Raw genomic sequence first — 26219 nt, 5'->3', positions numbered from 1 at the left:
AGGCCATCTCCGGCAGATCCCGCGTCCTGTGTTCTAGCTGTTATGTGGCGGCCTGTCATCTGGCAGGGCGCAGGCCGGCGTACCGCCGGGCATCTTGTCCCGGTTGCTGGCGATCAGCCGGTAGATCCCGGCCGCGATCCAGCGGATCGGTGGGAACGTGAACATCGTCCCGGCCACCCGCCACAGACCCCCGCTGTGGATCAGCCAGCGCGCGAACGCCTGCGCGCCACCGTGGATCTTCCCGTCCTGATCCACCCACAACACCTCGTACTGCGCCCGCTCGGCCGTCGTCCCGTACGCCGCCAGGTCGGTGAACTGCCACGGCTCGACCGGCACCGCGCCACCTAGTGCGCCCTGCAGCCAGCGGGCGCTCGTCGTACAGAAGGCGCAGTCGCCGTCGAAGATCAGAATCGGCCTGTCGTGGCTGCTGTTGGGCACGCCACCACGGTACTGCGGGGCCGGATGCGAGCGATGTCTCCTTCAACACGTAACGTCTGCTTAACACGCCCGGGGCAGACTGTGTGAGGCCGTGGAGTTTCCAGCGTTTTGGATCAGGAGAGGTGAACCGCCGATGGACAAGCAGCAGGAGTTCGTGCTGCGCGCGCTCGAGGAGCGCGACGTACGGTTTGTCCGGCTCTGGTTCACCGACGTGCTCGGGTTCCTCAAGTCGGTGGCGGTGGCGCCGGCCGAGCTGGAGGGCGCGTTCGCCGAGGGGATCGGGTTCGACGGCTCCGCGATCGAGGGCTTCGCCCGGGTGACCGAGGCGGACATGCTGGCCAAGCCGGACCCGTCGACGTTCCAGATCCTGCCCTGGCGCGGCGAGACGATGGGCACCGCGCGGATGTTCTGCGACATCAACATGCCGGACGGCTCGGCCTCGTTCGCCGACCCGCGGCACGTGCTGAAGCGGACCCTGTCGAAGGCGGCCGACCTGGGCTTCACCTTCTACACGCACCCCGAGATCGAGTTCTACCTGTTCAAGTCGCTGTCCGGCGCGCCCGGCACGTACCCGGAACCGGTCGACTCGTCGGGCTACTTCGACCACACCCCGCAGGGCATCGGCAACGACTTCCGCCGCGAGGCGATCACGATGCTGGAGTCGATGGGCATCTCGGTCGAGTTCAGCCACCACGAGGGCGGCCCGGGCCAGCAGGAGATCGACCTGCGGTACGCCGACGCGCTGAGCACGGCCGACAACATCATGACGTTCCGGGTGGTGGTCAAGGAAGTGGCCCTGAGCCAGGGCATCTACGCGTCCTTCATGCCGAAGCCGCTGAGCGACCAGCCGGGCTCGGGCATGCACACCCACATGTCCTTGTTCGAGGGTGACCGGAACGCGTTCTTCGAGGGCGGCGCGCAGTACCAGCTGTCCAAGACCGGGCGGGCGTTCATCGCCGGGCTGCTGCACCACGCGGCCGAGATCACCGCGGTGACGAACCAGTGGGTGAACTCCTACAAGCGGCTCGCGGTCGGCGACGAGGCGCCCTCGTTCATCTCGTGGGGGCACAACAACCGCTCCGCGCTGGTCCGGGTGCCGATGTACAAGCCGCACAAGGGTCAGTCCTCGCGGGTCGAGTTCCGGTCGCTGGACTCGGCGGCGAACCCGTACCTCGCGTTCGCGCTGATGCTCGCGGCCGGGCTGAAGGGCATCGAAGAGGGCTACGAGCTGCCGCGCGAGGCCGAGGACGACGTCTGGTCGCTGACCCCGCGCGAGCGCAAGGCGCTGGGCATCAAGCCTCTGCCGAGCAGCCTCGCCGAGGCGATCCAGGCGATGGAAGACAGTGAGCTCGTGGCCGAGACGCTCGGCGAACACGTCTTCGACTTCTTCCTCCGCAACAAGCGAGCCGAGTGGCAGGACTACCGCCGCCAGGTCACGCCGTTCGAACTGAACAAGCTCCTACCCGTCCTCTAACCGATCTGTACGGCGGTGATCCACACCGGTGTGCCCGGCCGGCCTGCGCGCACGGCGATCTTGTCGAGCACGTCCAGGCCGCGGTCACCTTGCCGATGACCGTGTACTTCGCCGGCAGCTTCGAGCCCTTGTGCACCAGCAGGAACTGCGCACCGTTGCCGCCGTCAACGTTGCCTAGAGCAACTGTGCCGTGGGGATAGGTCTCCTTGCCGGTCAGCTCGGGTGCGAACCGGTAGCCGGGTGACGTCGTGGCGCACCAGCGAGAACGGCGGCCGCACGCCATCCGCAGTACGGGTGTAGGTGCAGGTCTTGAACAGGAGTGGAGCGCCTTGCGCGCTGGACAGCCACCCCTCCACCACAAAGGCAAGCGTGGCGATCAAGAGGATGGCGACAACCCGCTTCCATCGACGCATGGTGACGAAAATAGCACTCTGTGTAGTCCTGCGACAGGATCGCAGATAGTTACTATTTGCCGTGCTGGCGCGGTAGATAGTTTCCTGATCCGTCACTCAATGGACGTCCGGATCGCGTGAGATGTCATCTCATGCGGCGGTGGGCGATTTTCTCCGGATTGGTGCTGGTCCTCTTCGGCTGTGGGGTGGCCACGGCCGACGCGCACGTGATCGCGTCGACCGGGTACTCGACCGTGACCCAGGACGGCCAGCGGGTGAACTACCTGCTCAGCCTCGAGTACGCCGTACTGGCCCGGGCGGTCGACCTCGGTGCTCCCGTTGACGATGACGCTCGTCGGGAAGAGGCCCTCGAGGCGGCCGGGCCGAGGCTCACGGAGTACCTCGATGAGCGGCTGGTCGTCTCGCTCGACGGCGCCGCCTGCGAGCCCGGGCTCGCCGGTACGTCGATCGCGAGCCGCGCCGGGAAACCGTACGCCGAGCTGGCGCTGACCTTCTCCTGCCCAGGCTCGACTGGCTCGCTCCACCTGCTCTACAAGGTGTTCCAGGACGCCGATGCCGTCGCCGACGACCACACCAACCTGGTCGCTCAGCTCCAGACCCGGTCGAACGACGTACAGGTCGTCGAGAACACCGGTTCGAAGGCGGTCGTGCGGGTGACCGGGACGTCTGCCGAGCACCCCGGACTGAAGCTCGTGACCACGTACACGGCGACGGCGGACGACCAGTTCATCACCGCCTCGACGACCTTCACCAACGATTCGGCCGCCGCGCTGCCGGTGTGGGCAGGAGATGCACTCGACCACGACGGTGCGGGCTCGCGCTCGGCTGTGTCAGGCTTCCCGGTCATCACCAGCGGTGGTCCGTTCAGCCAGGTTCCGAACGCGAAGCGGTGGATCGGGCAGGCGGGCACGGGGCCGGACAACCAGACCTATGGCCTGATCTACAGCACTGACAGCGGCGCCTTCACGGGCTACTCGCAGAGCAACTTCACGATGAGCAAGTTCAAGCTCGACCTTCCCGCCGGCGGCAGCCACACCATCACGCGCAAGATCGTGGTCGCCTCCAACGGCGGCGCCGCGGACAAGTTCGCAGTACTGAACCAGATGGCTGCTCAGTAGTTAGCCGGCGCCGGCGCGTTCGTGCGTGCTCCACCGTGAGGAAGCGGTGGAGTGGCGGTACGGCGTGTCGGCGTCCGGCGCGCGTAGTGCGGTGAGGCCGGTGATGTCGACTTCTGGGGCGCGTTCGACCACCGCCGTACCGTCGGGGGCGAGTGCGTTGACCTCCTCGACCGTGAGGAGGCCGACCGGGCGGACGCCTTCGGTGATCACCACGATGTTGCCGGGCACCACCTGCTGGGCGCGGTTGCCCTTGGCGGGCACCAGGATGCCCTCCGCCGGAGTACGCCAGGCGCCTGGCGCGAACCGGCGCAAGGAGAGCCCGGCCTGCCCGTCTTCCGGCGTCCTCGGTGGGAGGTAAGCGGTAGCTGAGTAGTCGTAGTCGTAGTCCGGCTCAGGCGGCCCGGACACTCGCCCACCCTGCTGGGGCGTCAACCAGACCACCGTGCCCCGAACAGCAAGCGACCCCGTCATCATGACCATAACCAGCCATCATGCCGACTACAGCCCGAATATGCCAGGCAACTCCGTGTGTTGACCGCAATCCCGCCGCAATCCCCCCGCGCGCTGGCCGAGATCTGTCTCGGGAGAGCCGACCGACCGTCCGACTCGCCCCAACACGACGGCCGACCTGCCCTGGCGCTGCGGCTGGCCTCCCCTGGAGCTGCGGCTGGCCGCCGACACGGTGGGCGGGGTCGTGCGGGGGTGGTCGCCACTAGAGTTGCGGGGTGGCGGAGGTGCGGAGGGTTTCTGGGGCGGGGCGGTTGGCGCGGGCTGGGTTTGCCGACTCGGCGCGGGCCGGGCGGATGCTCGACCAGCTGGACGCCCTGGATGCTCCGAGCGAGCCAGGTGAGCACAGCCCGATGGCCGGCGACCACCTGATCGCCTCGCTGTCGGAGTCTGCCGATCCCGACCTCGCGCTGACCGGTCTGCTCGCGATGGCCGAGTCGCTGCACGCCAACGGCTTCGATCTCGCCGCGTTCGCACGCACGCTCGACATGGACGGCGACTTCCGCCGGCGACTCGTGTACGTGCTCGGCGCGAGCGAGGCGTTCGGGCGGCACCTGAGCGTGCATCCACGGCACTGGTACGACCTGGCAGACCCCGCGTTGGCGGCGTCCCGGCCAACTCTCGACGATGTCGCCGCCTGCCTCGCGACGGCCGTCGACGCAGAGCACCCGGTAGACGAATTGCGGGTCGAGTACCGCCGGCTGTTGCTGCGACTGGCGGCACGGGATCTCGCCGAAGGACTGCTCGTCGACGAGACGGCCGCAGTACTGGCTGATCTTGCCGGCGGCGCCTTGGAGACGGCGCTCCAGATCGCCCGCAACGAGTACTTCGCCCTGCATCCCAACGCCGCCGACTGCCGCCTCGCGATTGTTGCTATGGGCAAGTGTGGCGGCCGCGAACTGAACTACGTCAGCGACGTCGACGTACTCTTCGTCGCCGAACCGCTAACCGGCGAGCCGGAAGCACCTGCCCTGAAGACCGCCACCCAGCTGGCCTCCGCGACCATGCGGATCTGCTCGGCACACACCGCCGAAGGCACCCTCTGGCCGGTCGACGCCGCGCTGCGCCCAGAGGGCAAGTCGGGTCCACTCGTGCGCACGCTCGACAGCCACCTCGCGTACTACCAGCGCTGGGCGAAGACCTGGGAGTTCCAGGCGCTGCTCAAGGCGCGTGCAGTCGCCGGCGATGCCGAGCTCGGTCAGGAGTACGCCGAGAAAACGCGCCAGCTGGTGTGGTCGGCCGCTGACCGTCCAGGCTTCGTCGACGACGTCCAGTCGATGCGGCGGCGGGTGGTCGACCACATCCCGGCCGCCGACGCGGATCGCCAGCTCAAGCTCGGGCCCGGTGGATTGCGGGACGTGGAGTTCGCAGTACAGCTGCTGCAGTTGGTGCATGGTCGCAGTGACGAGTCGGTGCGGAGTGGGACGACGTTGGTCGCGCTCGAGCAACTGACCGGCTCTGGGTATGTGGGCAGGACCGACGGCGCAGTACTGGCTGATGCTTATCGGTTCCTGCGGTCGATGGAGCATCGGATCCAGCTGTATCGGTTGCGGCGGACGCATTCGGTTCCTGAGGACGACGACGATCTGCGCCGGCTCGGGCGCTCATTGGGGTTCACGAAGAATCCCGTCGATGACCTGACCTCGGCGTGGAAGAAGCACGCGCTCGAAGTACGGCGGCTGCACGAGAAGCTCTTCTACCGGCCCCTGCTCGCCGCGGTCGCGCGGATCCCGGGTGGCGAAGTACGGCTGACGCCCGAGGCCGCCAAGCAGCGGCTGACCGCCCTCGGGTACGCCGATCCGTCGTCCGCGTTGCGTCACATCGAGGCCTTGTCCGAGGGGGTCTCGCGGCGGTCGTCGATCCAGCGGGCGTTGCTGCCGGCGATGCTCGGGTGGTTTGCCGAGTCGCCGGATCCGGACGCGGGGTTGCTCGCCTTCCGGACGATCTCTGATTCGCTGGGCTCAACCCCTTGGTACCTGCGTCAGTTGCGCGACGAGGGCGCTTCGGCCGAGCGACTCGCTCACTTGCTCGCCAGCGGCCGGTACGCCGTTGACCTGTTGCAGCGCGCTCCGGAGGCGACCGCGATGCTCGCCGACGAGCGCGAACTGGCGCCGCGTGCGCAGGAGTCGCTGCTGACCGAGATGTCCGCGGCGGGCCGTCGCCAGGATGAGCCCGAGGCGGCGGTCGCGGCTATTCGTGGAGCTCGGCGGCGCGAGCTGTTCCGGGTTGCTGCGGCGGATCTGTCGGGGCTGCTCGAGGTCGAGGTCGTGGGCGAGGCGCTGACGACCATCTCGGTGGCGACGCTGACTGCCGCTCTCGAGGTCGCCCGACGGACCGTGGCGAAGGGCGAGCCTGAGCCGACGCGGATGGCGATCGTCGCGATGGGCCGGTTCGGTGGGCATGAGCTGAGCTATGGCAGCGACGCCGACGTCATGTTCGTGCACGACCCGCTGCCCGGCGCCTCCGAGAAGGCGGCGACCGACTTCGCCACCCAGGTCGCGACCGAGCTGCGACGGCTGCTGGCTCTGCCCGGTGCCGACCCAGCCGTCGCGATCGACGCCGACCTGCGACCGGAGGGCCGTCAGGGACCGTTGGTGCGCACCCTCGCTTCCTACGCGTCGTACTACGCCCGCTGGTCGGCCGTGTGGGAGGCGCAGGCGCTGCTGCGCGCCGACCCGCTGTGCGGCGATGCCGAGCTGTGCAAGGCATTCCGCGAGCTGATCGACCCGCTACGCTACCCGGCGGGCGGCATCCAGGAACGCGACGTGATGGAAATCCGCCGGATCAAGGCTCGCGTGGACGCCGAGCGCCTTCCGCGCGGTGCCGATCCCGCGACCCACACCAAACTCGGCCGCGGGGGACTGGCCGACATCGAGTGGACCGTCCAGCTGCTGCAGATGCGCTACGCCCACCGGGTCGAGGAGCTCCGCACGACCCGCACCCTCGGTGCCGTCCGCGCTGCCGTCGACGTCGGCCTGGTCGAAGCGCCCGACGCCGACATCCTGAGTCGCGCCTGGGAGCTGGCGACCCGGATCCGCAACGCGATCATGCTCGTCCGCGCCCGCCCCGGCGACTCCCTCCCACGCGATCCCCGCGACCTCGCCGCCGTCGCCCAGATCTGCGGCTACAACGCCGACGAAACCGGCCGCTTCTCCGACGCCTACCTCCGCCGAACCCGCCAGGCCCGCAACGTAGTAGATCGCCTGTTCTGGGGCGACTGACCGCCGGCGCCGTTCCAGTTCATCGACGCATAGCCGGTCGGCCACTTTGTCCCGACCGACAGGACATAGTCCGGCTGACCTCGGCCTCCCACGCTCAGCCACGGTCCTGCGGAGCGGAGTAAGGGCACTATGTCCTGTCGGTCGGGACACTCGCCCTACGATTGGCGGGTGGAGACGGTGGATCAGGTCAGGCAGGCTGGGGTGTTCAGCCATGTCCGGCGGAGTGTTCGGATGACGGTGGGGCAGCAGCGGGTCTGGGAGACCAACTGGGGTGAGTTGGGGCGCAAGCTCGAGGATCTGCCGGCCGGTGACGTCGACCTGGCCGCGTGGTTCGGGCGGGAAGCGCCTACCGTGCTGGAGATCGGCTCCGGGATGGGGGAGGGCACCTCACAGCTCGCCCAGCAGGCGCCGGAGGTCAACCACCTCGCCGCCGAGGTGTATCCGGCCGGTCTCGGGCAGCTCATGTTGTGGGTCGAGAAGTACGAACTCGACAACGTCCGGCTCCTGCATGGTGACGCGCTCGACTTCCTGCGGGACCACTTGCCGCCGGAGTCACTGGCCGGAGTACGGGTGTTCTTTCCGGATCCGTGGCCGAAGAAGCGGCACCACAAGCGCCGGCTGATCACCGCGCCGTTCGTGAAGCTGCTGGCCTCCCGGCTGAGCCCGGGCGGAAGGTTGCACTTGGCAACGGACTGGCAGCACTACGCCGACGACATGCTGGCGATCTGCACCGCCGAGAAGCAGTTGGTCAACGAGTACGACGGCTGGGCCCCGCGTCCCGAGTGGCGCCCGGTCACCAAGTTCGAGTCCCGGGCGCATGCTGAGGGCAGGGTCTGCCGCGACCTGATGTTCACGAAGTCCGCGACGTGAAGTTCCAGTGACCTGACGGCACGGTGTAGACGCAGTAGCCGTCGCGGTGGACCGGTTCACCCACATAAGGCGCCGGTACGGCCGTTACGTCGCTAGCTGTCTCCGACGGCACGTGTACTTCGGCAGTCGCACCAACCGGCACCTGTACTTCGAGCTGGAACACCCGCCCGATTTGCCGCCACGACACCGCGACCCGGCCACGAACCGTGTCGGTCCGCAGCGATGCCGAGGCTACCTGTGAGCGTGCGTCCGGCCGGACGAGGATGCGCTCCCAGCCGCGCTCCAGGTTGCGCAGGCCGGCCACGTTCTCCAGCAGCCACTGCGCGACTGTGCCCTGGAAGTAGTGGTTGCGAGACCGTGTGTCCGTCTCCCACATCTCCCACATCGTGTCGGCGCCGTTGTCGAACCAGTAACCCCAGCTGGGATACGACCGCTGCAGCGCCACCTTGGCCGCCACGTCGGCATGACCGTGTGCGGTCAACACCGGGAGCAGTACGCCGACGCCGAGGCAGCCGGTGTTGAGGTGGAATCCACGCGACTCGATGTCGGCCACCAGGTTCGCCACGACCGCGGGGACAAGGTCTTCGGGTACCAGCCCGAAGGCGAGCGGTACTGCGTTCGACGTTTGCCGATAGTCCGGATCCTCTTGCGACCGGTAGATGCCGGCTGAGCGGTCCAGGAAGGCGCGGTTCAGACCGTCAGCGAGTTCACCGGCGGCCTTGCGCAGTCGATCGGCATCAGCAGGCCGGCCAAGGATCTCGCCGATCTCAGCCGTCGCGAGGACGGCGCGGTACAGGTACGCAGTACCGGTGAGGCGGCGGTCCTCGGGTGGCGGGCCGTCGGGGTAGCCGGGCGGGATCCAGTCGCCGAGGACGCTCAATGACAACCCGTCTTCGACCCGGTCGAGTTCGTAGTCGAGATAGCGCAGTACGGCGTCCCAGTGGTCGGCGAGCAGGCGTTCGTCGCCGTACCAGCGGTGCATCTCGCGCAGAATGAACGGGTAGACGGTCGACCACTCGGTGGCGGGGGCGAGTTCGGTGTAGCCCCAGTCGCCGGTCGGCACGATCACTGGCAGCCGGCCCTCGGAGTCCTGGCTGTCGCGGAGATCGCCGAGCCATTTGGTGAAGAAGCGAGCCATGCCGAGCGTGCCTGCCATCGTCGGGGCACCGACTTGGGCGTCGCCGGTCCAGCCGTTCTTCTCCAGCTTCGGGGTGTCGGTCGGGATGCCGTGCAGGTTGTTCAGCACGGTCCGTCGCATCGCCTGGTCGATCTGCTCGTAGAGCGGCTGACTCGCGCTGAACCGGCTGATCTCCGCGACGTCGGAGTGCACCACGCGCATCGTCACCGAGTCGGCCCTCGGTTCGCCGGGGAAGCCCTCGAGCTGCACGTAGCGGAAGCCCTTGTACGAGAAGCGCGGCTCCCACTCCTCGACACCGTTGCCTGCGGCAATGTATTCGTCGCGCTGGAAGCGATCCTTGTGTACGTGCTTGTTCTGTGCGAAGACGGTGCCGTCGGCAAGCAACCACTCGCCATGGGTGAGGCTGATCGTCGTACCAGCCGGGGCGGTTACCCGCAGCTTTGTCCAGCCCGCTGTGGTCCGGCCGAAGTCGGCGAGCCACACACCCGGCCTTGGCTGAGTGAACGCCACCGGTGCGACGTCCTCGATCACCCGGATCGGTTCATGCTCCTGCGCCCGAACCTGACCACGCGGCGCCGGTACGACGAGCGCCGTCGCCCATCCGGAGTCGTCGAAGCCCGCGTCGTCCCAGCCGGCCGGGTGTAGCCGCGCGTCGTAGGTCTCGCCGCAGAACAACGAGTCGGAGCGGGTCGGCCCGTCGGTGACTCGCCATGCGTTGTCGCTGACAATCTCGGTCGCGCTGCCGTCGGTGTGCTCGATCACGAGCCGGGCGAGCAGGCGCGGCTCGGCGTTCCACGGCGTCTGGTGCCAGCGCCAGGTGTTGGGGGTGTTCAGCCCGAAGAAGCCTCGGCCGAGCTCGGCGCCGATCACGTTGTCGCCGGACCGCAGCAGCTCTGTCACGTCGTACGCGACCGATAGCACGGTGTCGTCGTAGTCAGTGAACCCCGGATCGAGTACCGAGTCGCCGATGCGCTGACCGTTGATCCGTAGTTCTTGGTAGGCCAGACCGCTCGCATAGAGCCGCGCCCGCTCCACCGGCTTTTGTAGCGCGAAAGCTCGCCGGAGCAGGGGTGCCGGGACGTCCTCGTCGCGTACTTCGTCGCGAGCGCCGATCCACTCCGCATCACCGAAGCCCTCGCCGAGCAGCCCGGTCTCGAACCAACTCGGCTGACTCCAGCGCCCGATCCGGTCCAGGCCGTCCCACAGTCGGACGGCCCAGTGATAGCAGGTCCGTGGGGCGAGTGCCGGGCCGTCGTACTCGATGCCGAAGGTCTTGGCGGACGCCACCTGCCCGGAGTCCCAGACGTCGGCCATCTCCGGCGTCAGCAGGTCAGGATCCGATGCGACCAGCAGTTGGTACGCCGATTGGGTCGCGCCGTAGCCGGGTGCGGTCGCGATCCACCCGAGCCGGGGCCGGGTGGCGTCGGTGCCGAGTGGGCGATCGGCGTACTCGGTGGTGAGCTTGTCCGCGGTCAATGGTCCACCAGGGGTCCAGCTGTCCGGGGCGACGGGCATCAGGCGAGCTCCTCAACGACGCGTAGACGGTCCCGCAGGACCGTACGCAGCCGCCCGGCGGCTGAGCAACCGCCATGTCCTGATCTGGACAGATCAGGACCGAGGGCTGAGAGGCCGCTCACACCGACACGCTGGTGAAGTGGCTGATCCGTCTCAGTAAATGATTTTTCGTCTCGCATCGTGAAACCAGAGCCCGTCGATGGACTTTGTCCTGTTTCATGGTGGACATGCAGGTCACCGCCAACCGACCAGCCGACGCGCTCACCCGCCGTCGGCACGTCGACCTGCTGCGTGTCGCTTCCGCAACCTGTTGACCTTAGGCGTCATCTCAGCCCGCTGTCTGAGCTCTTCCTCCAGCCTGCTCTGATCCCGCCCGCGACCCCTGGTCGCCCGCACCTCCGAAGGTCTCCTTGTGAGCATCACGAACCTCCGCCCTGCCCGTGTTCTGGCCGCCTCGGCCGCCGTCCTGTGTCTCGTCGCTGCTGTCGCCGGCTGCTCCCGCGCTGACCGCGGCGACACGCCGGCCGCATCGTCCGACAAAGGCCCCGCGACCGAGCTGCGGCTCGGCTACTTCCCGAATGTCACCCACGCGGCCGCTCTGGTCGGCCTCGACAAGGGTCTGTTCAGCAAGGAACTGGGCAGCACCAAACTCGTCCCGACGAAGTTCAACGCCGGCCCGGAGGCGGTCGGTGCGCTGCTCGGCGGCTCGCTGGACGCGTCCTTCATCGGCTCCGGCCCGGCCCTCAATGCCTACGCCAAGTCCAAGGGCGAAGCCGTCCGGCTGATCGCCGGTACGACGTCCGGCGGCGCCCAGCTGGTCGTCAAGCCGACGATCACCAAGCCGGAGGACCTGGTCGGCAAAACCGTGGTCACCCCGCAGCTGGCCAACACCCAGGACGTCTCGCTGAAGAAGTGGCTGGCCGAGAAGAACCTGACCGGCAAGGTCAAGGTCACCAACCTGGAGAACGCCCAGACCCTGGACGCCTTCAAGAAGGGCGAGGTGGACGCGGCCTGGCTGCCCGAGCCGTGGTCGTCCCGGCTGGTCCTGGACGCCGGCGCGAAGGTGCTGCTGGACGAGGCCGAGCTTTGGCCGGGTGGCAAGTTCCCGACCACCGTGCTGATCGTGCGGACCCAGTTCCTGCAGGAGCACCCGGAGTCGGTCAAGCAGCTGCTCACCGGGCTGGTCACGGCGATCGACTTCAGCACCAAGGACAAGGCCGCCGCCAAGACCGTGGTCAACAAGCAGCTGCTCGAGCTGACCGGCAAGGCGCTGAAGCCGGAGGTGATCGACCGCGCGTTCAGCAAGATCGAGATCACCGCCGACCCGATCGCCGCGACCTTTCCGCAGCTCGCCAAGGACCAGGTCACCGCGGGCATCGCCAAGGAGGCGCCGGGCGTTTCCGGGTTCGCCGACCTCGGCCCGCTGAACGAAGTACTGGCCAAAGCCGGAAAGCCCGCTGTCGACGCAGCCGGCCTGGACAAGAAGTAGCTCGCCCCGAAGTGCCTACAGGTACGACGGTTCCGCAACGAGGAGGCAGACGATGACTGCGACAGTCGAAGCCAGCGAGACGACGATCCGCGCCACCGGCAGCACCACGGCCGAAGTACGGCCGGTGCGGTTTCACCAGGTCGGGAAGGCGTTCGGGCATGGGCGGAAGGCCGTGGTCGCGCTCGAGCAGGTCGACCTGGAGGTCGGGGCCGGTGAGTTCGTCTGCCTGCTCGGCGCGTCCGGTTGCGGCAAGACGACCCTGCTGAATCTCGTGGCCGGGCTCGACAAGCCGACCACTGGGCGGATCGAGCTGAGCTCGTCGCGGCCCGCAGTGGTCTTCCAAGAGGCCGCGCTGATGCCGTGGCTGACCGCTGCAGGCAACGTGGAGTTGCCGCTGCGGATGGCCGGCGTGCCGAAGTCCGCTCGTCGCGCGAAGGCGGCGGAGCTGCTGGAACTGGTACGGCTCGGCGGACTCGGCGACAAGCGACCGCACGAGCTGTCCGGCGGGATGCGGCAGCGGGTGGCGCTCGCTCGGGCGTTGGCTTCTACGACCGACAACACGGGGTCGGGAGCGGGTAAGCCGTCGCTGCTGCTGATGGACGAGCCGTTCTCCGCTCTGGACGCCATCACCCGGGACGTGCTGCAGGGTGAGTTGCTGCGGATCTGGCGCGCCACCGGTACCGCGATCTTGTTCGTCACGCACGATGTGCGCGAGGCGGTGCGGCTCGGGCAACGCGTAGTACTGCTGTCGTCGCGGCCAGGGCGGGTCGTGCGGCAGTGGGATGTCGACGGGCTGTCGAGCGCGGAAGAAGGCGGGGCTGTCGACGAGATCAACGCCGCGCTGCGAAAGGTGATCAGCAGTCATGCCGCAGCCTGACTCCACCGTGCAGGACCGCGTCCCCGACGACCTCGGATCGGTCGAGGCCGGCCTGGACGCGCTCGACACGCCGGTCAATCCGCCAGAGAGTGGTGCCGGGCGTTTCATCAGCAAGGCGCTGCCGCCGATCGTGGCGATCGCGTTGCTGGTGCTGGTCTGGCAGGCGCTTTGGGCGGCGGCGTTCTGGCCCGAGTTCAAGCTGCCCGCGCCGGTCGACGTGTGGGCGCAGATCTGGGAACTGGTGACGACCGGCAAGATCATCGAGCTGTTCTGGACCTCGGTGCACCGGGCCGTGATCGGGTTCGCGATCTCGCTGATGATCGCCGTACCGCTCGGGCTCGCGATCGCGAACATCATCGTCGTACGGCGGGGGATCGGGCCGCTCGTCTCTGGGCTGCAAAGCTTGCCGTCGGTGGCTTGGGTGCCGGCCGCGATCCTCTGGTTCGGACTCAACGACCGGGCGATCTACTGGGTGGTGCTGCTCGGCGCAGTACCGTCCATCGCCAACGGCCTGGTATCCGGTCTGGACCAGGTTCCGCCGATCCTTCCGCGGGTCGGCAAGGCGCTCGGGGCGGGGCGGCTGGGCGGGATCCGCTACATCCTGCTGCCGGCCGCGCTGCCCGGGTTCCTGGGTGGGCTGAAGCAGGGCTGGGCCTTCTCCTGGCGCTCTCTGATGGCGGCCGAACTGATCGCGACGTCGCCGGATCTGGGCGAGGGACTGGGCCAGTACCTGCACAACGGGATGTCGCTGTCGGACATCTCGATGGTGTTCGCCGGCGTGCTGCTGATCTTCGTCGTAGGCGTCGGAATCGAGCTGCTGGTCTTCCGTCCGCTGGAGAACTCGGTACTGCGGGCGCGCGGTCTGACCCGCGCGACCTGACCAGCGCCGTACTGTTGGAGCGTGGTCCGATTTCTGCCGTTCCTGATCAGCCTGGTGCTGAGCGTGTATGCGCTCTTCTCCTGCATCCAGACACGCGATGAAGACGTTCCGTACCTGCCCAAACTGGTCTGGATCGTTTTGATCGTCTTCGTGCCCTTCGTCGGCCCGATCGTCTGGCTGCTGATGTCCCGCACCGAAGCCGCCCGCCGCGACCGAGCCGCCGCACCGAAGCCGAAACCGGGTGGTCGGCCGGTGGCGCCTGACGACGACCCGGATTTCCTGGCGTCGCTGGATCGCTACCGGGACCCGAGAACAACGGCGCCGCCCCCGGAGCCTGAGCCGGAGAAGCCGACCGAGGACAGGGTCGAGGACAAACCGGCCGAGGACGACACGAAGCCGACTGACGCCGAAGACGCCCCCACCGAACCAGACGACGGCAAGCCTTAACCGCTACCTCGCGCCGCCAGCTTGCAGTCGGTGTGCTCCACCCCTCTTGGAAGGCTTCACCCCCTGGTAGAGCAATGGGCTAACCCCGCGCCGAGGAGCGAACCCTCCGAGGGTGCGGGTAACCCAGCTCAGGTCGCCGCGCCGGCCATCGGGGTCCAGCTACCAATCGGCGTGCTTCACCCCGCTTCGAAGGGATCACCCACTGGTAGAGCAGTGGGCTATCCCCACGCCGAGGAGCGAACCCCTCGGGGATGCGGGTAACCCGGCTCAGCTGCCCTGCAGGTGCCGCGGCGACTTGACCAAACTCGTCTGCAGCAACCTCCTGCCAGAGGCGCCGGTCTTGACTCACCGGCATCGCGGATCGGCGCGGGGTGCGGGCGTCGATGCCCGGTGTGCCGGCCACGGGTCAGGCTCGCGACGCCTGCTCCGCTGCGCTGCGCCGGCTGCTTCGTGGGTGGATGCTGGAGCTGGTGGTGGTGCTCGGATTGGGTGGGGCGCGGTCGGGCTCGCGAGGCCTGCGCTGCGCCTCGCTGGCTGGCCCTCGCCCGTCAGCGGTCGATGGACGCCATGACGGCTTCTTCGTGCCGTTCGCCCGCGGCCGGAGTGAGGTTGTTGAGGCGTTCTACCTGGTCGGCGGTGAGTTCAACACCGTCTGCGGCGGTGTTCTCTTCGACGCGGGAGACCCGCTTCGTGCCGGGGATTGGGGCGATGTCGTTGCCTTGGGCGAGCAGCCAGGCCAGGGCGACCTGGGCCGGGGTGGCGCCCACTTCGGTGGCCACGGTTCTGACCTCGTCGACGACGAGCAGGTTGCGATGGAAGTTCTCGCCGGTGAAACGGGGGTTGGTTTTGCGCCAGTCGTCGTCGGCGAGGTCGTCGGTGGAGCGGATCTCACCGGTGAGGAAGCCGTGGCCGAGTGGGGAGTAGGGGACGAAGCCGATGTTCAGCTCGCGGAGGAGTGGCAGGATCTCGGCCTCGACGTCCCGGGTCCACAGGGAGTACTCGGTCTGCAGAGCGGTGACCGGGTGGACGGCGTGGGCGCGCCGGATCGTGGCGGCGCTGGCCTCGGACAGCCCGAGGTGGCGGACCTTGCCTTCGGCGATCAACTCGGCGACGGCGCCGACGGTGTCCTCGATCGGGGTGTTCGGGTCGACCCGGTGCTGGTAGTACAGGTCGATGTGGTCCGTACCGAGTCGCTTGAGCGAGCCCTCGACCGCGGTACGGATGTTCGCCGGGCTGCTGTCCAGGTGTCCCGGGCCGTCGCCGGCGTGGGACACCAGGCCGAATTTCGTTGCCAGCACCACCTGATCGCGGCGTCCCCGCAAGGCTCGGCCGACCAGTTCCTCGTTGGCGAACGGGCCGTAGATCTCGGCGGTGTCGAGGAACGTGACGCCCAGGTCCAGCGCCCGATGGATGGTACGGATCGACTCGGCCTCGCTACCCTCGCCGACGTTGTAGTAGCCGGACATCGACATGGCGCCGAGGCCGATCCGGGAGACGTCCAGTCCACCCAGGGAGACGTGCTTCATCAAAGGCTCCGTTTCTGCGGTTCTGTGTCCAGGCGCGTGCTCTGCCTGTTGTCCACGTAACCACGGACGGACCGTCGTCCGTTCCCGCCAAAGAGGCCCTGCTCTTCAGGGGTCTGTGAGTACCTCTTTCAAGCGGCGACCCGTACGCCGGACGCCCTGGCGCGGTCAAAGCGGGCGTCGCGAGCCGCGCCGTGGCCGCCTGCAATCGTTGCCAGGCGGAGGCGCATCTCGACGGATCCAGCTGGGCTGGAGCCTGGGGCGAGGTGTTGGGCCGACCTAGCGGCGGGTGAGGCCGCTGGAAGGTCGGGGCCGGGTCCGGCCAGAGGCCGGACCCGGGTGGGTCGGGTGGTTCAGCTCCCGGCGGCCGTCAGGCGGACTTCCTGTGTTCGGCGAGTACGACGTTGTCCCGCTCGGATTCCGTGGTCCCACCCCAGACGCCGTACGGCTCTCCGACGGAGAGGGCGTGCTGACGGCATTCGGGCTGGACCGGGCAGGTACCGCAGAGCGACTTGGCCACCATCTCGCGAGCGCGTTTGCGAACGCCACGCTCCGATTCGGGGGAGAAGAACAGCTCCGGGTTGACGTCGCGGCAAGCACTCTGCGACTGCCAGTCCCACAGATCCATGAGCGGGCGGGGTAGGCGAGGCATCCCTCTCGACATGGCAACCTCCTTGACTCACCGTGAGCGCGGACGGGCGCTCGGTGAAAACTATGCTCAACTCCTGCGCAGTTCAACCCTTGTTGTCTCGAACTTCGGTCGAGTTGTTATCGGCCCGTGGCGATTCACGCCGTTCCGGAGCGTGGAATGGCCATCCGGACCGCCCTTCGAAAAACCTGCCGCGAGCCGGCTCGGCATCACCGCGACCACCCTGCGCAGCCGGAAGCGCGGACGCGGATTGAGCCAAAACACACGGTCAGCAGGTGGTTACTCGCAGGTCACATCGGAGGGGAGCCCTCCGCCTGGCAACGCCATGACTCGCCAACGGAAGTCGTCGACCGGCCGAAGACTGGTGACCGGATCAACCCGATCCCATCACCCGCTGTGACTTCCGCCACTTCTGTTGCCAAGGGCACCCGCACGCCGAAGTACGGGCTAGTCGGGGTCGTAACGGAAGTACCGGTGGCTGCCGTGGGCGGTGTCGCGTTCGCCGGTTAGGGCTCGGATGACCATCTCGTGGGTGATCGCGAGCACCGGGCCATCGGTGCTGGCCGTGTGCCGAGCCAGGGCGGCTCGGGCGCGAGCACGTACTGCCGACAGTGGCTCCCACGGTCGGACGATCCCGGCCGGCCACTCGCCGTCGTACGCGTCGAGCTCAGCCTGAGCCGCTCGTACGTCGGCTACGCCGCGCCAGGAACCCGTGCTGTCGGGCAGCCAGTCGCGGAGGTCGTAGTCGACCCGTACGCCGAGGGCCAGCCGGTGGCCGATGATCGCGGCGCTGTGCAGGGCGCGGGTGAACGGCGAGCTGACCAGGTATGTGGCACCGATGCCACTCAGGAGGTCCGCGACGGCTTCGGCCTGCTTGGTGCCCTCCGGAGCCAGCGGAGCGGCGTCAGCGGCCATTCCGGGCCAGCCACGGCTATCCACCGGTGCGTAGTCGGGCTGGCCGTGCCGGACCAGGTAGATCTGGGTCACGAGATCGTTCTACCTGAGGTGTCGCGCTCCCGCCCAGCCTCTGGCGCGACTGGGCGGGAGCGCGGAAGGATCGGCCATCGAACTGGGCGGCCGCACGTTGTGCTGGCCGCCGAACAACTGCTCCAGGTCAAACCCAGCATCCGACGCAGTATCACCCGCAGGCTCAGACCAAGCCGCCGGCGCAGCCAACCCGTCGGTGTCAGTGCTCGCGTAGGCGGCGGACAGTTCGTCTTCGAGCCAGCGGACCTCGGTGGCGCCCTGGTGGCCGTGGACGGCCAGTACCGACTCCACGTCCGGCCAGACCGCGGTCGCAGGGTTGTTGCCGCGCCAGCGCAGCGCCACCGACCCGTCGGTGAACACACACCCCTCAGCGACCACGCCGGTGCCCGAGACCCCGCTCAGATCGCGGTAGCGGACCAGTTCGAAAGTCCGCGGCCTCACCGCCCGGCCCCGGCCGGGCGACTACCGAGGGGCGCGCAGCTACCGCTGACGCAACCTTCGACCCGCGGTACCAGTAAACCCTGACCCCCGAGCGGAACTGCCACCGTGCTTGCACCCCTTAGAAGTCCTCAACCTGTTGCGACCCTCAACGACCCACGGCCGCTCCCGGTTACACCCCGGAAAATCCGCATCTCACCCAGTGACATCGGGAGTCTCGATCTCCCGCCGCATGACGACACGTTCGGCCGGATCCAGCCCCATCGCCGTCTCCTTGTCCCGGATCTCGACCAGCCCTGGAGTGAGCTCGGCGGTACTCAGTTCGCGAAAGCCGAGGCGTGCGTAGTACGGCGCGTTCCAGGCGACACCGCGGCAGGTGGTGAGGGTGATCGCGGGCATGCCCTGTGCCGCTGCCCAGCGGTCGACGTGATCGATCAGCCGGCGCCCGATCCCTTGGCGGCCGTGGTCCGGATGAACGCTGATCTGTTCGAGGTGCGCGGCGCCGTCGACCAGCTTGACCAACGCGAAGCCGATCGGCCGGTCGTCCGGACCGACCGCGACCCACGCGTGGCCAGCGCGCCGGTGACTATCGAGGACCTCGATCTCCGGCGGCGGATGCTCGGCGACGTCGACCATGCCGATCGCGCGGAACAGTTCGCCGGCCGCCAGTTCGATCGACTGCAGATCGCCAAGCTCGCCGGCGCGGGCGACCCGGACGGCCACGGCGTCAGTCCCGGGCGCGGACGCGCGAGCGGGCAAGGCGTCGGTCCGGGCAGGGGCGGGTACGGCGTCGGCATGGGTCGGGGATGCGGCGTCGGTCATGTCTTGAGGCAACCATGGTGGGGGCGGCGGGGCCACCAGGTTTGCGGGGCCGGTTGCGGTGGGTGATATCGTCGGTGCCGTGAAGCGTTGCTATTGGCGATTTTTTGAGTGGCCGGCTGTGGTGCCGGGTTGCTCAGCTGATTGCTGACGCCTGACGCGAAGAACCAGAGCCGGCTCGAAGGCAAGGACACTCGTCCTTGCCTTTTCTCATTCCCAGCCGGCGCTGTCCTCGGGTCCACCGCGGAGTACCGGCGGAAAGGTCCCCCATGAACACCCTCCCGCAGCAGGCCGTACCGCAGGGCGCGGTCGTCGACCGACGGATCGAGAAGACCGTCCCGTTGATCACACCGCTGGCGCTGCACGACGAGTTGCCGCTGAGTCCGCAGCTCGCTGAGACCGTCGTCAGCGGCCGGCAGGCCGTCACCGATGTGCTCAACGGTGTCGACGACCGGTTGCTCGTTGTCGTCGGCCCCTGTTCCGTGCACGACGCCAAGGCCGCCCTCGAGTACGCCGAACGCCTGCGCCCGGTCGCTGAACGACTCTCCGACGGCCTGCTCGTGGTGATGCGCGTGTACTTCGAGAAGCCGCGCTCGACGCTGGGCTGGAAAGGCCTGATCAACGACCCGGGCCTCGACGGTTCGGGCGATGTCAACACGGGTCTGCGCACCGCCCGCGCGCTGCTGCTCGAAGTACTGGCCAAGGGGTTGCCGGTCGGTTGTGAGTTCCTCGACCCCATCACCCCGCAGTACATCGCGGACACCGTCGGCTGGGGCGCCATCGGTGCTCGGACCGTCGAGAGCCAGGTGCACCGGCAGCTGTCGTCCGGGCTCTCGATGCCGATCGGCATGAAGAACCGTCCCGACGGCAGCATCGCGACCGCGGTCGACGCGATCAAGGCAGCAGCGGTCCCGCACGTCTTCACCGGTATCGACCACGACGGCGCTCCCGCGATCCTGCACACCCGCGGCAACCCCGACTGCCATCTCGTACTGCGCGGCTCCGACGCCGGTCCCAACTACGACGCCGAGTCGGTCGCGGGTGCGACCGAGCTGCTGCGCAAGGGCGGCCTGGCCGAGCGGGTCGTCATCGACGCGAGCCATGGGAACAGCCGTAAGGACCACCGCCGTCAGCCGGCGGTGGCGGCCGAGATCGGGCAGCAGGTGGCCGACGGCAACAAGGCGATCGTCGGTGTGATGCTGGAGTCGTTCCTGGTCGAGGGACGCCAGGAGCTCGACCCGACGAAGCCGCTCACCTACGGACAGTCGATCACCGACGCGTGCCTGAGCTGGGAGACCACCGAGACCGTGCTGGAGGGTTTGCGCGACGCCGCGATCTTGCGTCGTACCGGCGCGTGAACTTCAGGAGAATGTCGGCCCTGAGGCATCCCGTCAGGGCCACGTCCTGACTTACTGTCCGGGGCATGACTGAGATTTCCCGCCGCCTGGTTCTGGGATCCGCAGCCGGTGGGGCAGCGTTGTCGCTGCTCCCACCGTCGCTGCACGCGGCGATGGCGCAACCGATCAGACCCGGTGGACTCGACGCGATCGAGCACGTGATCGTGCTGATGCAGGAGAACCGTTCCTTCGACCATTACTTCGGCACGCTCCGCGGTGTCCGCGGGTTCGGCGACCGCCTGCCGCTGCGGCTGCGCAACGGCAAGTCGGTGTTCCACCAGCCGGTGAGCGGTGGCGGCGAAGTACTGCCGTTCTCGATCCGCAAGGCAGCCGCCGACGCCGGCCGCGATCCGGACGACATCCAGTACCTCGGGGCGCTCCCGCACGGCTACACCGACGCGACCCAGGCGTGGGGCAACGGCTGGAACGACGACTGGGTGCAGGCCAAGACCTCGGCGTCGATGACGCATTACGACCGCCGCGACATCCCGCTGCAGTACGAGCTGGCCGAGACCTTCACCATCCTCGACGCCTACCACTGCTCGGTGAACGGCTCGACGAACCCGAACCGCAACTACCTGTGGTCCGGTACGACGGGGTACGAGCCCGGTACGACGCAACGCGCGGTCACCAACGCGGCGTACTCGTACGACCACAAGGGTTACGACTGGACGGCGTACCCGGAGCGACTGGAAGCGGCCGGGGTGTCCTGGCAGATCTACCAGGAGTGGGACAACTTCACCGACAACGCGGTCGAGTATTTCAAGACCTTCAAGGAACTCGGCCGCCGGATCCTCGCCTCGGTGCCCGGCTACCGCACGACCGAGGAGTTCTACGACAAGCTCTTCGAGAAGGATCCGGCCGAACAGACCGCCGCGCTGAAGTTGCTCGAGGCGGCGGTCGCGAAGCAGCCGCTGCCCGACCAGAAGCTCTTCCACAAGGCGATGTACCGCAGCGAGCCCGAGTCGCTGGTACCGCGCTTGCGTGCCGATATCAAGGCCGGCAAGCTGCCCGCGGTGAGCTGGCTCGTCCCGTCGGCCATCGACTCCGAACACCCCGGTTCGTCGACGCCGATCGGCAGCGCGAACCTCGTCTACGACCTGCTCGACGCGATCGCCTCGGACCCGGAGACCTGGTCCAAGACGGTGCTGCTGATCAACTTCGACGAGAACGACGGGTACTTCGACCACGTCCCGCCGCCGGTCGCGCCGCGGCCTTCGTCGGGTGAGGGCGACGACTGGTACGCCGGCCGCCCGATCGGTCTTGGTCCGCGCGTCCCGATGACGGTGATCTCGCCGTGGTCGGTGGGCGGGCACGTGAACTCGCAGGTGTCGGACCACACGTCGGTGGTCCAGTTCCTCGAGCGGTGGACCGGCGTCAAGGAGCCGAACATCAGCGCTTGGCGGCGGACCGCGTGCGGTGACCTGACGTCGGCCTTCGACTTCAAGCGGTCGCACCGTCAGCCGTCGGTCGACGCACCTGGACCGGTACCCGCGCCGGTCTCACGCTGGAAGCCGACGCCGCCGGTCACTCAAGCACTTCCGTTGCAAGAACCAGGTCGGCGTCCGGCCCGCGCATTGCCTTACCAGCCGTCGGTTTCGGGCTTTGTTGCCGATGGCAAGCTGAAACTGCGACTAGGCAACAAAGCTGACAGTGCCGCGCACTTCGCGATCTACCCGTACGGCGGGGAACTGCCCGCGCCGGCGCATCTCGACGTACGGGGACTGCTGTTCCAGGACGTTCCGGTGAGCGGCCCGTACGAGCTCGCCGTCCAGGGCCCGAACCGGTTCTGGGTCGAACTGGCCGGCTCCGTCGAAGGCGTCGCGGCCGGCCTCGACGTCCGAGTCAGCAAGTCCGGCAACTCGCTGCAGGTGGAACTCGAGAACACCGGCACCAAGCCACTCAGCGTCAAGCTCAAGGCGCGCGGCTACGGAAGCCGGACGATCCACCAGGACGTCCGCGGCAGGCAAACGCGATCACTCATCTGGCCGACCGACCACGGCTGGTACGACGTGGAAGTCACCACCACCGAAGACCCCACCTACCGCCGCCGCCTCACCGGCCACCTGGAATCCGGCACACCCAGCGTCACCGGCTGAGCGTTGCGGATCGCCACCACTACACAACCCGCTCAGACGGCGCGACACGCCGAGGAAAAGTGCTTGGTAGCGAGGTTAGGTAGTGGTGGCCGTCCGCGCCTTGGCCCAGCTCGCCTGTTGCCGATGTGAAGGCGGGCAAATACCTGGCGACGGTGATGCAGTTCCCGAAGAAGATGGCCGAGCAGGGGGTCGACGCTGTGGTTGCCTTTGGCAAGGATGGCGGCAAGCCGAGCGGATTCCAGGACACCGGCGCCCCCTAGGCATCGAAACTGTCCAGCACATCGGCCAGATCGTGGAGACCCTGTCCGGTGGTCAACGCCAGGCGGTGGCGGTCGCCCGGGCGGCGATGTTCGGCAGCCGGCTCGTCATCATGGACGAACCAACCGCGGCACTCGGTGTGAAGGAGTCCCGGCTGGTCCTCGATCTCATCCGCCGGATCCGCGACCGCGGCCTGCCGGTGGTACTGATCAGCCACGACATGCCGCAGGTCTTCGAGCTGGCCGACCGCATCCATGTCCACCGGCTCGGCCGGAGGACAGCGGTAGTCAGCCCCGCCGACGCGTCGATGAGCCAGGTGGTCTCGCTGATGACCGGCGCACTCCAGGTCGGCGATGACGGCGCGCCACGCAATCTTGTCGGCGAAGATCGGTGAAAAGGTTCATCTTCACTTTAACTGACCACGGCCGCTAGCGGTTCCTGACGATCTGCGGCAGGGTGGTCCTCTTCGGGGCGATTTTTGGGGAGGGATCGTTCGCGTGGTTGCTGTACTCGCTGTTCCTGACGACGAACTGGAAGACCTGCGGTCGCGGCTGCGCCGGACGCGGTGGGCAACTAGCTGGCCGGGTGCCGGGTGGGAGGCCGGCGCCGATGGCACCGAACTGCGCAGGCTGGTCGAGTACTGGGCCACCGGCTTCGACTGGCGCAAGCAGGAGGCGGCTGTCAACGCCCTGCCCTCGTACTTCGCCGACTTGGACGGCGTGCCGGTGCACTACCTCCGGTACGACGGTGAGCACCCCGGCGCCCTGCCGATCGTGCTGACGCATGGCTGGCCGAGTTCGGTGCTCGAGCTGACCGAGTTGGCTCAGCGGCTCGCCACGCCCTCGCAGTACGGGCGGCCGGTGGAGGACTCCTTCACCGTGATCGTGCCTTCGTTGCCCGGGTTCGCCTTCTCGCCGCAACGACCTTCGTTGCCACCGGCAACCTCGACGCACGAGCTGTGGCACCGGCTGATGCAGGACGAGCTGGGCTTCGAGCGGTACGGCGCGCACGGCGGCGATCTCGGTGCAGGGATCAGCTCGCTGCTCGGCCAGACGTATCCCGACTCCGTCGCCGGGATCCATCTGCTCGCGGTCGCGAACCCGGCGAAGTACGACCCCGACGAGGTGACGCCGGAGGAGCAGGCCTACCTCGACGCCGACGCCGAGTGGACCGCCGAGGAGGGCGGGTACGAGCACGAGCAGGCGACCCGCCCGGCGACCTTGAGCGCGGGCCTGTCCGACTCTCCGGCCGGACTGCTCGCCTGGCTGCTGGAGAAGTACCGCGCCTGGACGGATTGCGACGGTGACCTCAGCACGCGTTTCAGCGACGACCACGTCCTGACCCAGGCGTCGCTGTACTGGTTCACGAACTCGATCTCGACGTCCTTCCGCCCGTACTACGAATACCACCACGGCATGCGCGAGCGGGTCACCTCGGTGTCTGTGCCGACCGCGGTCGCCGTCTTCCCCGAAGACCTCGTCCGGCCGCCGAGAAGCTGGGCGGCGCGCACCTACAACGTCACCAGATACACAGCCATGCCGCGCGGCGGCCACTTCGCCGCCTGGGAGGAACCCGAACTACTGGCCGAAGACCTGGTCGCCTTCTTCCGCACCGTCAGGTAACCGTCCCGACCGACAGGACATAGTGCCTGATTCCGGTCCGCCGGGACCTCGCTTGAGCGTGGCTTCCCGGCGCGGAACCGACTATGTCCTGTCGGTCGGGACGCTAGCGGGCGATGGGGGCGGTTCGGGCCGACGTCAGGCTGATCAGGTCGGTGGGGGAGAGGCCGAGATCTAGGCCTCGGCGGCCGCCGGAGACGTAGACGGTTTCGTGGATCGTCGCCGTCTCGTCGACGACTGTGGGCAGGAGGCGTTTCTGGCCGATCGGGCTGATGCCGCCGACGACGTAGCCGGTGATCCGCTCGGCGGCCGCGGGGTCTGCCATCGTGGCCTTTTTGCCGTTGAGGGCCGCGGCCACTGCCTTCAGATCCAGCTGCTTGTCGACCGGCACGACGCCGACCGACAGCTTCCCGTCCACCTCGACGAGCAGCGTCTTGAACACCTGCCCAGGTTGGAGCCCCAACGCCTCCGCGGCCTCGAGTCCGTACGACTTGGCCGCGGGATCGTGCTCGTACAGATGCGTCGTGAACGTCACGCCCGCCTTCGTCAGCGTGACCGTTGCCGGCGTTCCCTGTCCGCTCTGCTTACCTTTCGCCACCCCCGAACCCTAGTGCGGTGCGGGAGTGAGGCGCACGCAGCAATGGGCGGGTTGAGGCTCGAGGACGGCCTGCAGCCCTGTCCCGCCGAGGCCGTCGAGCAAGCCGCCGAGCAGGTGCAGCGTCATGTTGCAGACGAGGTCGGGATGGTCCTTGGCCAGCGCCTTGAACGGACAGTTCGCGAGGTCGAGAGCCGGGCCGTTCCGCCGGGGCTCGAAGCCGTGCGCCTGCAGAACCTCGGCGAGCGGAACGCCGGGATGGATCCGGCCGGCGGATTCGCCGTACTCGCGCGCGCGTCGTTCCAGCGCCTGCCGAGGTGAGCAGCCCGACGCCTCGGCGTCCTCCAGCGCGGTCGCGAGCAAGCGCCCGGCGACGTCGTACTGGCGCTCTGGGAAGGAGACCCCGATCTCGAGGTCGGAGCGGCGATAGAGCTTGGCCGGGCGGCCCGCGCCTGGTCCGGTCCGGCCCGTACGGCGGGCGAAAACGGTCGTCAGCAGGCCTTCCTCGACGAGCTTGTCGAGATGGAACGCGGCCGTCGTCCGGGGCACCCCGAGGGCTGTGGCGGCCTCGTCGCGGCTGACCGGTGCCGGCTCGGCGACCACATGGTCGTAGAGGCGGCGCCGGGTCGGTTCGTCGAGCGCGGCGACCGCCTGGATGCTCGCGTCCGTCGGCTGGTCCACACCGTGATTCTATCGCCAACTGTTGTTGACGAAACAGTAAGGTGGCTCTTAAGGTCAACCGTTCTCGACGCTGGAGGCGCCCAGATGACCACGATCCGAACCGAGCTGGACCCTGCCGGGCTAGACGAGCCGGCCGCCCTGGAGCCGGCGACAACCCGCCGCACGGTGCCGCTGCACGTCGTCGGCCGGCGCCCGGAGATCGACCTGGCCGGGGCTGAGCGCGCGGTGGCGGACCTGCTGGTGGCACTCGGGCGGGATCCGCACAGCGCCCACCTGGCCGAGACGCCGCGGCGGGTGGCAGGAGCGTACGCCGAGATGCTGACGCCGCGCGAGTTCGAGCTGACGACCTTCCCGAACGACGAGGGGTACGACGAGCTCGTGCTGGCCAAGAACATCCCGGTCCAGTCGCTGTGTGAGCACCACATGCTGCCGTTCGAGGGCGTCGCGCACGTCGGCTATCTGCCGGGCGAGCGCATCCTCGGGCTGTCCAAGCTGGCCCGCGTGGTTGAGCTGTTCGCGCGTGACCTGCAGGTGCAGGAGCGGCTGACCAAGCAGGTCGCCGACTGGCTGCAGGACCACCTCGCGCCCAAGGGTGTGGGCGTGGTGATCGAAGCCGAGCACCAGTGCATGTCGTTGCGGGGTGTCCGCGCGATCGGCTCGCGAACGGTCACCTCGGCGTTGCACGGCATGCTTCGCGACAGCCCCGGCTCGCGCCAGGAGTTCTTCGCCCTCACCGGCATCTCGGCCTGACTCCGCGGCGTACCGGC

General features: G+C 68.2%; 26 protein-coding genes. 15 read left to right on the top strand and 11 right to left on the bottom strand.

Translation table 11 applies throughout. The features are described from left to right. Positions 1-33 precede the first annotated feature (33 nt). A complete protein-coding gene (locus A3ES_RS0115275; protein ID WP_020387707.1) occupies positions 34-438 on the bottom strand; it encodes a thiol-disulfide oxidoreductase DCC family protein in 405 nt (134 codons plus the stop codon). Positions 439-571: 133 nt separating this feature from the next. Here A3ES_RS0115275 and glnA point away from each other — a divergent pair, with 133 nt between their 5' ends. Further along, positions 572-1912, top strand: a complete 1341-nt coding sequence (glnA, locus tag A3ES_RS0115270; protein ID WP_020387706.1) for a type I glutamate--ammonia ligase — start codon at positions 572-574, stop codon at positions 1910-1912. A 164-nt stretch (positions 1913-2076) separates the two neighbouring features. Here the strand turns inward: glnA and A3ES_RS54015 are convergent, their stop codons facing one another. Then, positions 2077-2325 (bottom strand): hypothetical protein, encoded by a 249-nt coding sequence (locus A3ES_RS54015; RefSeq protein ID WP_157630525.1) that lies wholly within the window; start codon positions 2323-2325, stop codon positions 2077-2079. Positions 2326-2456: 131 nt separating this feature from the next. Between A3ES_RS54015 and A3ES_RS0115265 the strand changes: the two genes are divergently transcribed. After that, positions 2457-3443, top strand: a complete 987-nt coding sequence (locus A3ES_RS0115265; protein ID WP_020387705.1) for a hypothetical protein — start codon at positions 2457-2459, stop codon at positions 3441-3443. Here the strand turns inward: A3ES_RS0115265 and A3ES_RS0115260 are convergent, their stop codons facing one another. Beyond that, complete coding sequence (locus A3ES_RS0115260; protein ID WP_237744962.1) at positions 3444-3851, bottom strand: hypothetical protein; 408 nt, start codon at positions 3849-3851, stop codon at positions 3444-3446. A 317-nt stretch (positions 3852-4168) separates the two neighbouring features. Here A3ES_RS0115260 and A3ES_RS0115255 point away from each other — a divergent pair, with 317 nt between their 5' ends. Together A3ES_RS0115255 and trmB are read left to right on the top strand one after the other, a co-directional pair. Further along, entirely contained in the window at positions 4169-7171 is a 3003-nt protein-coding gene (locus A3ES_RS0115255; RefSeq protein WP_026162892.1) for a bifunctional [glutamine synthetase] adenylyltransferase/[glutamine synthetase]-adenylyl-L-tyrosine phosphorylase, read from the top strand. 168 nt (positions 7172-7339) lie between these two features. After that, positions 7340-8041, top strand: coding sequence for a tRNA (guanosine(46)-N7)-methyltransferase TrmB (gene trmB, locus A3ES_RS0115250; protein ID WP_026162891.1), 702 nt, complete (start codon positions 7340-7342; stop codon positions 8039-8041). Here trmB and A3ES_RS0115245 read toward each other — a convergent pair. Further along, positions 8022-10694: a family 78 glycoside hydrolase catalytic domain gene (locus A3ES_RS0115245; RefSeq protein WP_020387701.1), complete on the bottom strand. Its 2673-nt coding sequence runs from the start codon at positions 10692-10694 to the stop codon at positions 8022-8024. The two genes, trmB and A3ES_RS0115245, sit on opposite strands and share 20 nt — an antisense overlap. 218 nt (positions 10695-10912) lie before the next feature. On the opposite strand from A3ES_RS0115245, the gene A3ES_RS57065 reads away from it, so the two are divergent. From A3ES_RS57065 to A3ES_RS0115220, 5 genes are all read left to right on the top strand, one after another. Continuing rightward, a complete protein-coding gene (locus tag A3ES_RS57065) occupies positions 10913-11008 on the top strand; it encodes a putative leader peptide (RefSeq protein WP_020387700.1) in 96 nt (31 codons plus the stop codon). Positions 11009-11106: 98 nt separating this feature from the next. Then, the gene (locus tag A3ES_RS0115235) at positions 11107-12183 is read left to right on the top strand and encodes an ABC transporter substrate-binding protein (RefSeq protein ID WP_020387699.1); all 1077 of its coding nucleotides are present in this window, start codon (positions 11107-11109) and stop codon (positions 12181-12183) included. 52 nt (positions 12184-12235) lie between these two features. Continuing rightward, complete coding sequence (locus tag A3ES_RS0115230; RefSeq protein WP_020387698.1) at positions 12236-13060, top strand: ABC transporter ATP-binding protein; 825 nt, start codon at positions 12236-12238, stop codon at positions 13058-13060. After that, a complete protein-coding gene (locus tag A3ES_RS0115225) occupies positions 13047-13940 on the top strand; it encodes an ABC transporter permease (protein WP_020387697.1) in 894 nt (297 codons plus the stop codon). Before A3ES_RS0115230 ends, A3ES_RS0115225 begins: the two co-directional genes overlap by 14 nt. 21 nt (positions 13941-13961) lie before the next feature. Beyond that, positions 13962-14387, top strand: coding sequence for a PLD nuclease N-terminal domain-containing protein (locus tag A3ES_RS0115220; protein WP_020387696.1), 426 nt, complete (start codon positions 13962-13964; stop codon positions 14385-14387). A gap of 548 nt (positions 14388-14935) precedes the next feature. Here the strand turns inward: A3ES_RS0115220 and A3ES_RS0115215 are convergent. From A3ES_RS0115215 to A3ES_RS0115195, 5 genes are all read right to left on the bottom strand, one after another. Further along, positions 14936-15913 carry an aldo/keto reductase gene (locus tag A3ES_RS0115215; protein WP_020387695.1) on the bottom strand — a complete coding sequence of 326 codons (978 nt, stop codon included), beginning with the start codon at positions 15911-15913 and terminating at the stop codon, positions 14936-14938. Positions 15914-16280: 367 nt separating this feature from the next. Next, the gene (locus tag A3ES_RS0115210; protein WP_083933465.1) at positions 16281-16574 is read right to left on the bottom strand and encodes a WhiB family transcriptional regulator; all 294 of its coding nucleotides are present in this window, start codon (positions 16572-16574) and stop codon (positions 16281-16283) included. A gap of 432 nt (positions 16575-17006) precedes the next feature. Next, a complete protein-coding gene (locus A3ES_RS0115205; RefSeq protein ID WP_020387693.1) occupies positions 17007-17546 on the bottom strand; it encodes a histidine phosphatase family protein in 540 nt (179 codons plus the stop codon). A 9-nt stretch (positions 17547-17555) separates the two neighbouring features. Next, on the bottom strand, positions 17556-17987 hold the full coding sequence (locus A3ES_RS0115200) for a hypothetical protein (protein ID WP_020387692.1): 432 nt from the start codon (positions 17985-17987) through the stop codon (positions 17556-17558). Between the two features lie 192 nt (positions 17988-18179). After that, positions 18180-18806 (bottom strand): GNAT family N-acetyltransferase, encoded by a 627-nt coding sequence (locus A3ES_RS0115195; protein ID WP_020387691.1) that lies wholly within the window; start codon positions 18804-18806, stop codon positions 18180-18182. A gap of 266 nt (positions 18807-19072) precedes the next feature. On the opposite strand from A3ES_RS0115195, the gene A3ES_RS0115190 reads away from it, so the two are divergent. From A3ES_RS0115190 to A3ES_RS0115175, 5 genes are all read left to right on the top strand, one after another. Next, positions 19073-20161, top strand: coding sequence for a 3-deoxy-7-phosphoheptulonate synthase (locus A3ES_RS0115190; RefSeq protein WP_020387690.1), 1089 nt, complete (start codon positions 19073-19075; stop codon positions 20159-20161). Between the two features lie 65 nt (positions 20162-20226). Next, entirely contained in the window at positions 20227-22299 is a 2073-nt protein-coding gene (locus A3ES_RS0115185) for a phosphocholine-specific phospholipase C (protein ID WP_020387689.1), read from the top strand. A 125-nt stretch (positions 22300-22424) separates the two neighbouring features. Continuing rightward, on the top strand, positions 22425-22559 hold the full coding sequence (locus A3ES_RS56725) for a hypothetical protein (protein ID WP_020387688.1): 135 nt from the start codon (positions 22425-22427) through the stop codon (positions 22557-22559). Beyond that, positions 22535-22951 (top strand): ATP-binding cassette domain-containing protein, encoded by a 417-nt coding sequence (locus tag A3ES_RS47250; protein WP_085955563.1) that lies wholly within the window; start codon positions 22535-22537, stop codon positions 22949-22951. The genes A3ES_RS56725 and A3ES_RS47250 overlap by 25 nt, the downstream gene beginning before the upstream one ends. Before the next feature lie 103 nt (positions 22952-23054). Beyond that, entirely contained in the window at positions 23055-24179 is a 1125-nt protein-coding gene (locus tag A3ES_RS0115175) for an epoxide hydrolase family protein (protein ID WP_020387686.1), read from the top strand. Positions 24180-24282: 103 nt separating this feature from the next. On the opposite strand, the gene ybaK is transcribed toward A3ES_RS0115175, so the two are convergent. Together ybaK and A3ES_RS0115165 are read right to left on the bottom strand one after the other, a co-directional pair. Continuing rightward, positions 24283-24774, bottom strand: a complete 492-nt coding sequence (gene ybaK / locus A3ES_RS0115170) for a Cys-tRNA(Pro) deacylase (protein WP_026162888.1) — start codon at positions 24772-24774, stop codon at positions 24283-24285. Between the two features lie 9 nt (positions 24775-24783). Beyond that, complete coding sequence (locus A3ES_RS0115165; protein WP_020387684.1) at positions 24784-25452, bottom strand: helix-turn-helix transcriptional regulator; 669 nt, start codon at positions 25450-25452, stop codon at positions 24784-24786. 84 nt (positions 25453-25536) lie between these two features. Between A3ES_RS0115165 and folE the strand changes: the two genes are divergently transcribed. Then, positions 25537-26202 carry a GTP cyclohydrolase I FolE gene (gene folE, locus A3ES_RS0115160; RefSeq protein ID WP_020387683.1) on the top strand — a complete coding sequence of 222 codons (666 nt, stop codon included), beginning with the start codon at positions 25537-25539 and terminating at the stop codon, positions 26200-26202. The last annotated feature ends 17 nt before the right edge of the window (positions 26203-26219 follow it).

Origin of the sequence: Kribbella catacumbae DSM 19601 (genome assembly GCF_000372465.1) — a bacterium.
Lineage (GTDB): Bacteria > Actinomycetota > Actinomycetes > Propionibacteriales > Kribbellaceae > Kribbella > Kribbella catacumbae.
Note: the sequence above shows the minus strand (reverse complement) of the source record. Positions and strands in the feature narration are given on the sequence as shown.

Bases quoted from the DNA above. Each gene is read 5' to 3' on its own strand.
- glnA (WP_020387706.1), top strand. From the start codon at position 572: ATGGACAAGCAGCAGGAGTTCGTGCTGCGCGCGCTCGAGGAGCGCGAC.
- A3ES_RS54015 (WP_157630525.1), bottom strand. From the start codon at position 2,325: ATGCGTCGATGGAAGCGGGTTGTCGCCATCCTCTTGATCGCCACGCTT.
- A3ES_RS0115265 (WP_020387705.1), top strand. From the start codon at position 2,457: ATGCGGCGGTGGGCGATTTTCTCCGGATTGGTGCTGGTCCTCTTCGGC.
- A3ES_RS0115245 (WP_020387701.1), bottom strand. From the start codon at position 10,694: ATGCCCGTCGCCCCGGACAGCTGGACCCCTGGTGGACCATTGACCGCG.
- A3ES_RS57065 (WP_020387700.1), top strand. From the start codon at position 10,913: ATGGTGGACATGCAGGTCACCGCCAACCGACCAGCCGACGCGCTCACC.
- A3ES_RS0115230 (WP_020387698.1), top strand. From the start codon at position 12,236: ATGACTGCGACAGTCGAAGCCAGCGAGACGACGATCCGCGCCACCGGC.
- A3ES_RS0115225 (WP_020387697.1), top strand. From the start codon at position 13,047: ATGCCGCAGCCTGACTCCACCGTGCAGGACCGCGTCCCCGACGACCTC.
- A3ES_RS0115215 (WP_020387695.1), bottom strand. From the start codon at position 15,913: ATGAAGCACGTCTCCCTGGGTGGACTGGACGTCTCCCGGATCGGCCTC.
- A3ES_RS0115210 (WP_083933465.1), bottom strand. From the start codon at position 16,574: ATGTCGAGAGGGATGCCTCGCCTACCCCGCCCGCTCATGGATCTGTGG.
- A3ES_RS0115195 (WP_020387691.1), bottom strand. From the start codon at position 18,806: ATGACCGACGCCGCATCCCCGACCCATGCCGACGCCGTACCCGCCCCT.
- A3ES_RS0115190 (WP_020387690.1), top strand. From the start codon at position 19,073: ATGAACACCCTCCCGCAGCAGGCCGTACCGCAGGGCGCGGTCGTCGAC.
- A3ES_RS0115185 (WP_020387689.1), top strand. From the start codon at position 20,227: ATGACTGAGATTTCCCGCCGCCTGGTTCTGGGATCCGCAGCCGGTGGG.
- folE (WP_020387683.1), top strand. From the start codon at position 25,537: ATGACCACGATCCGAACCGAGCTGGACCCTGCCGGGCTAGACGAGCCG.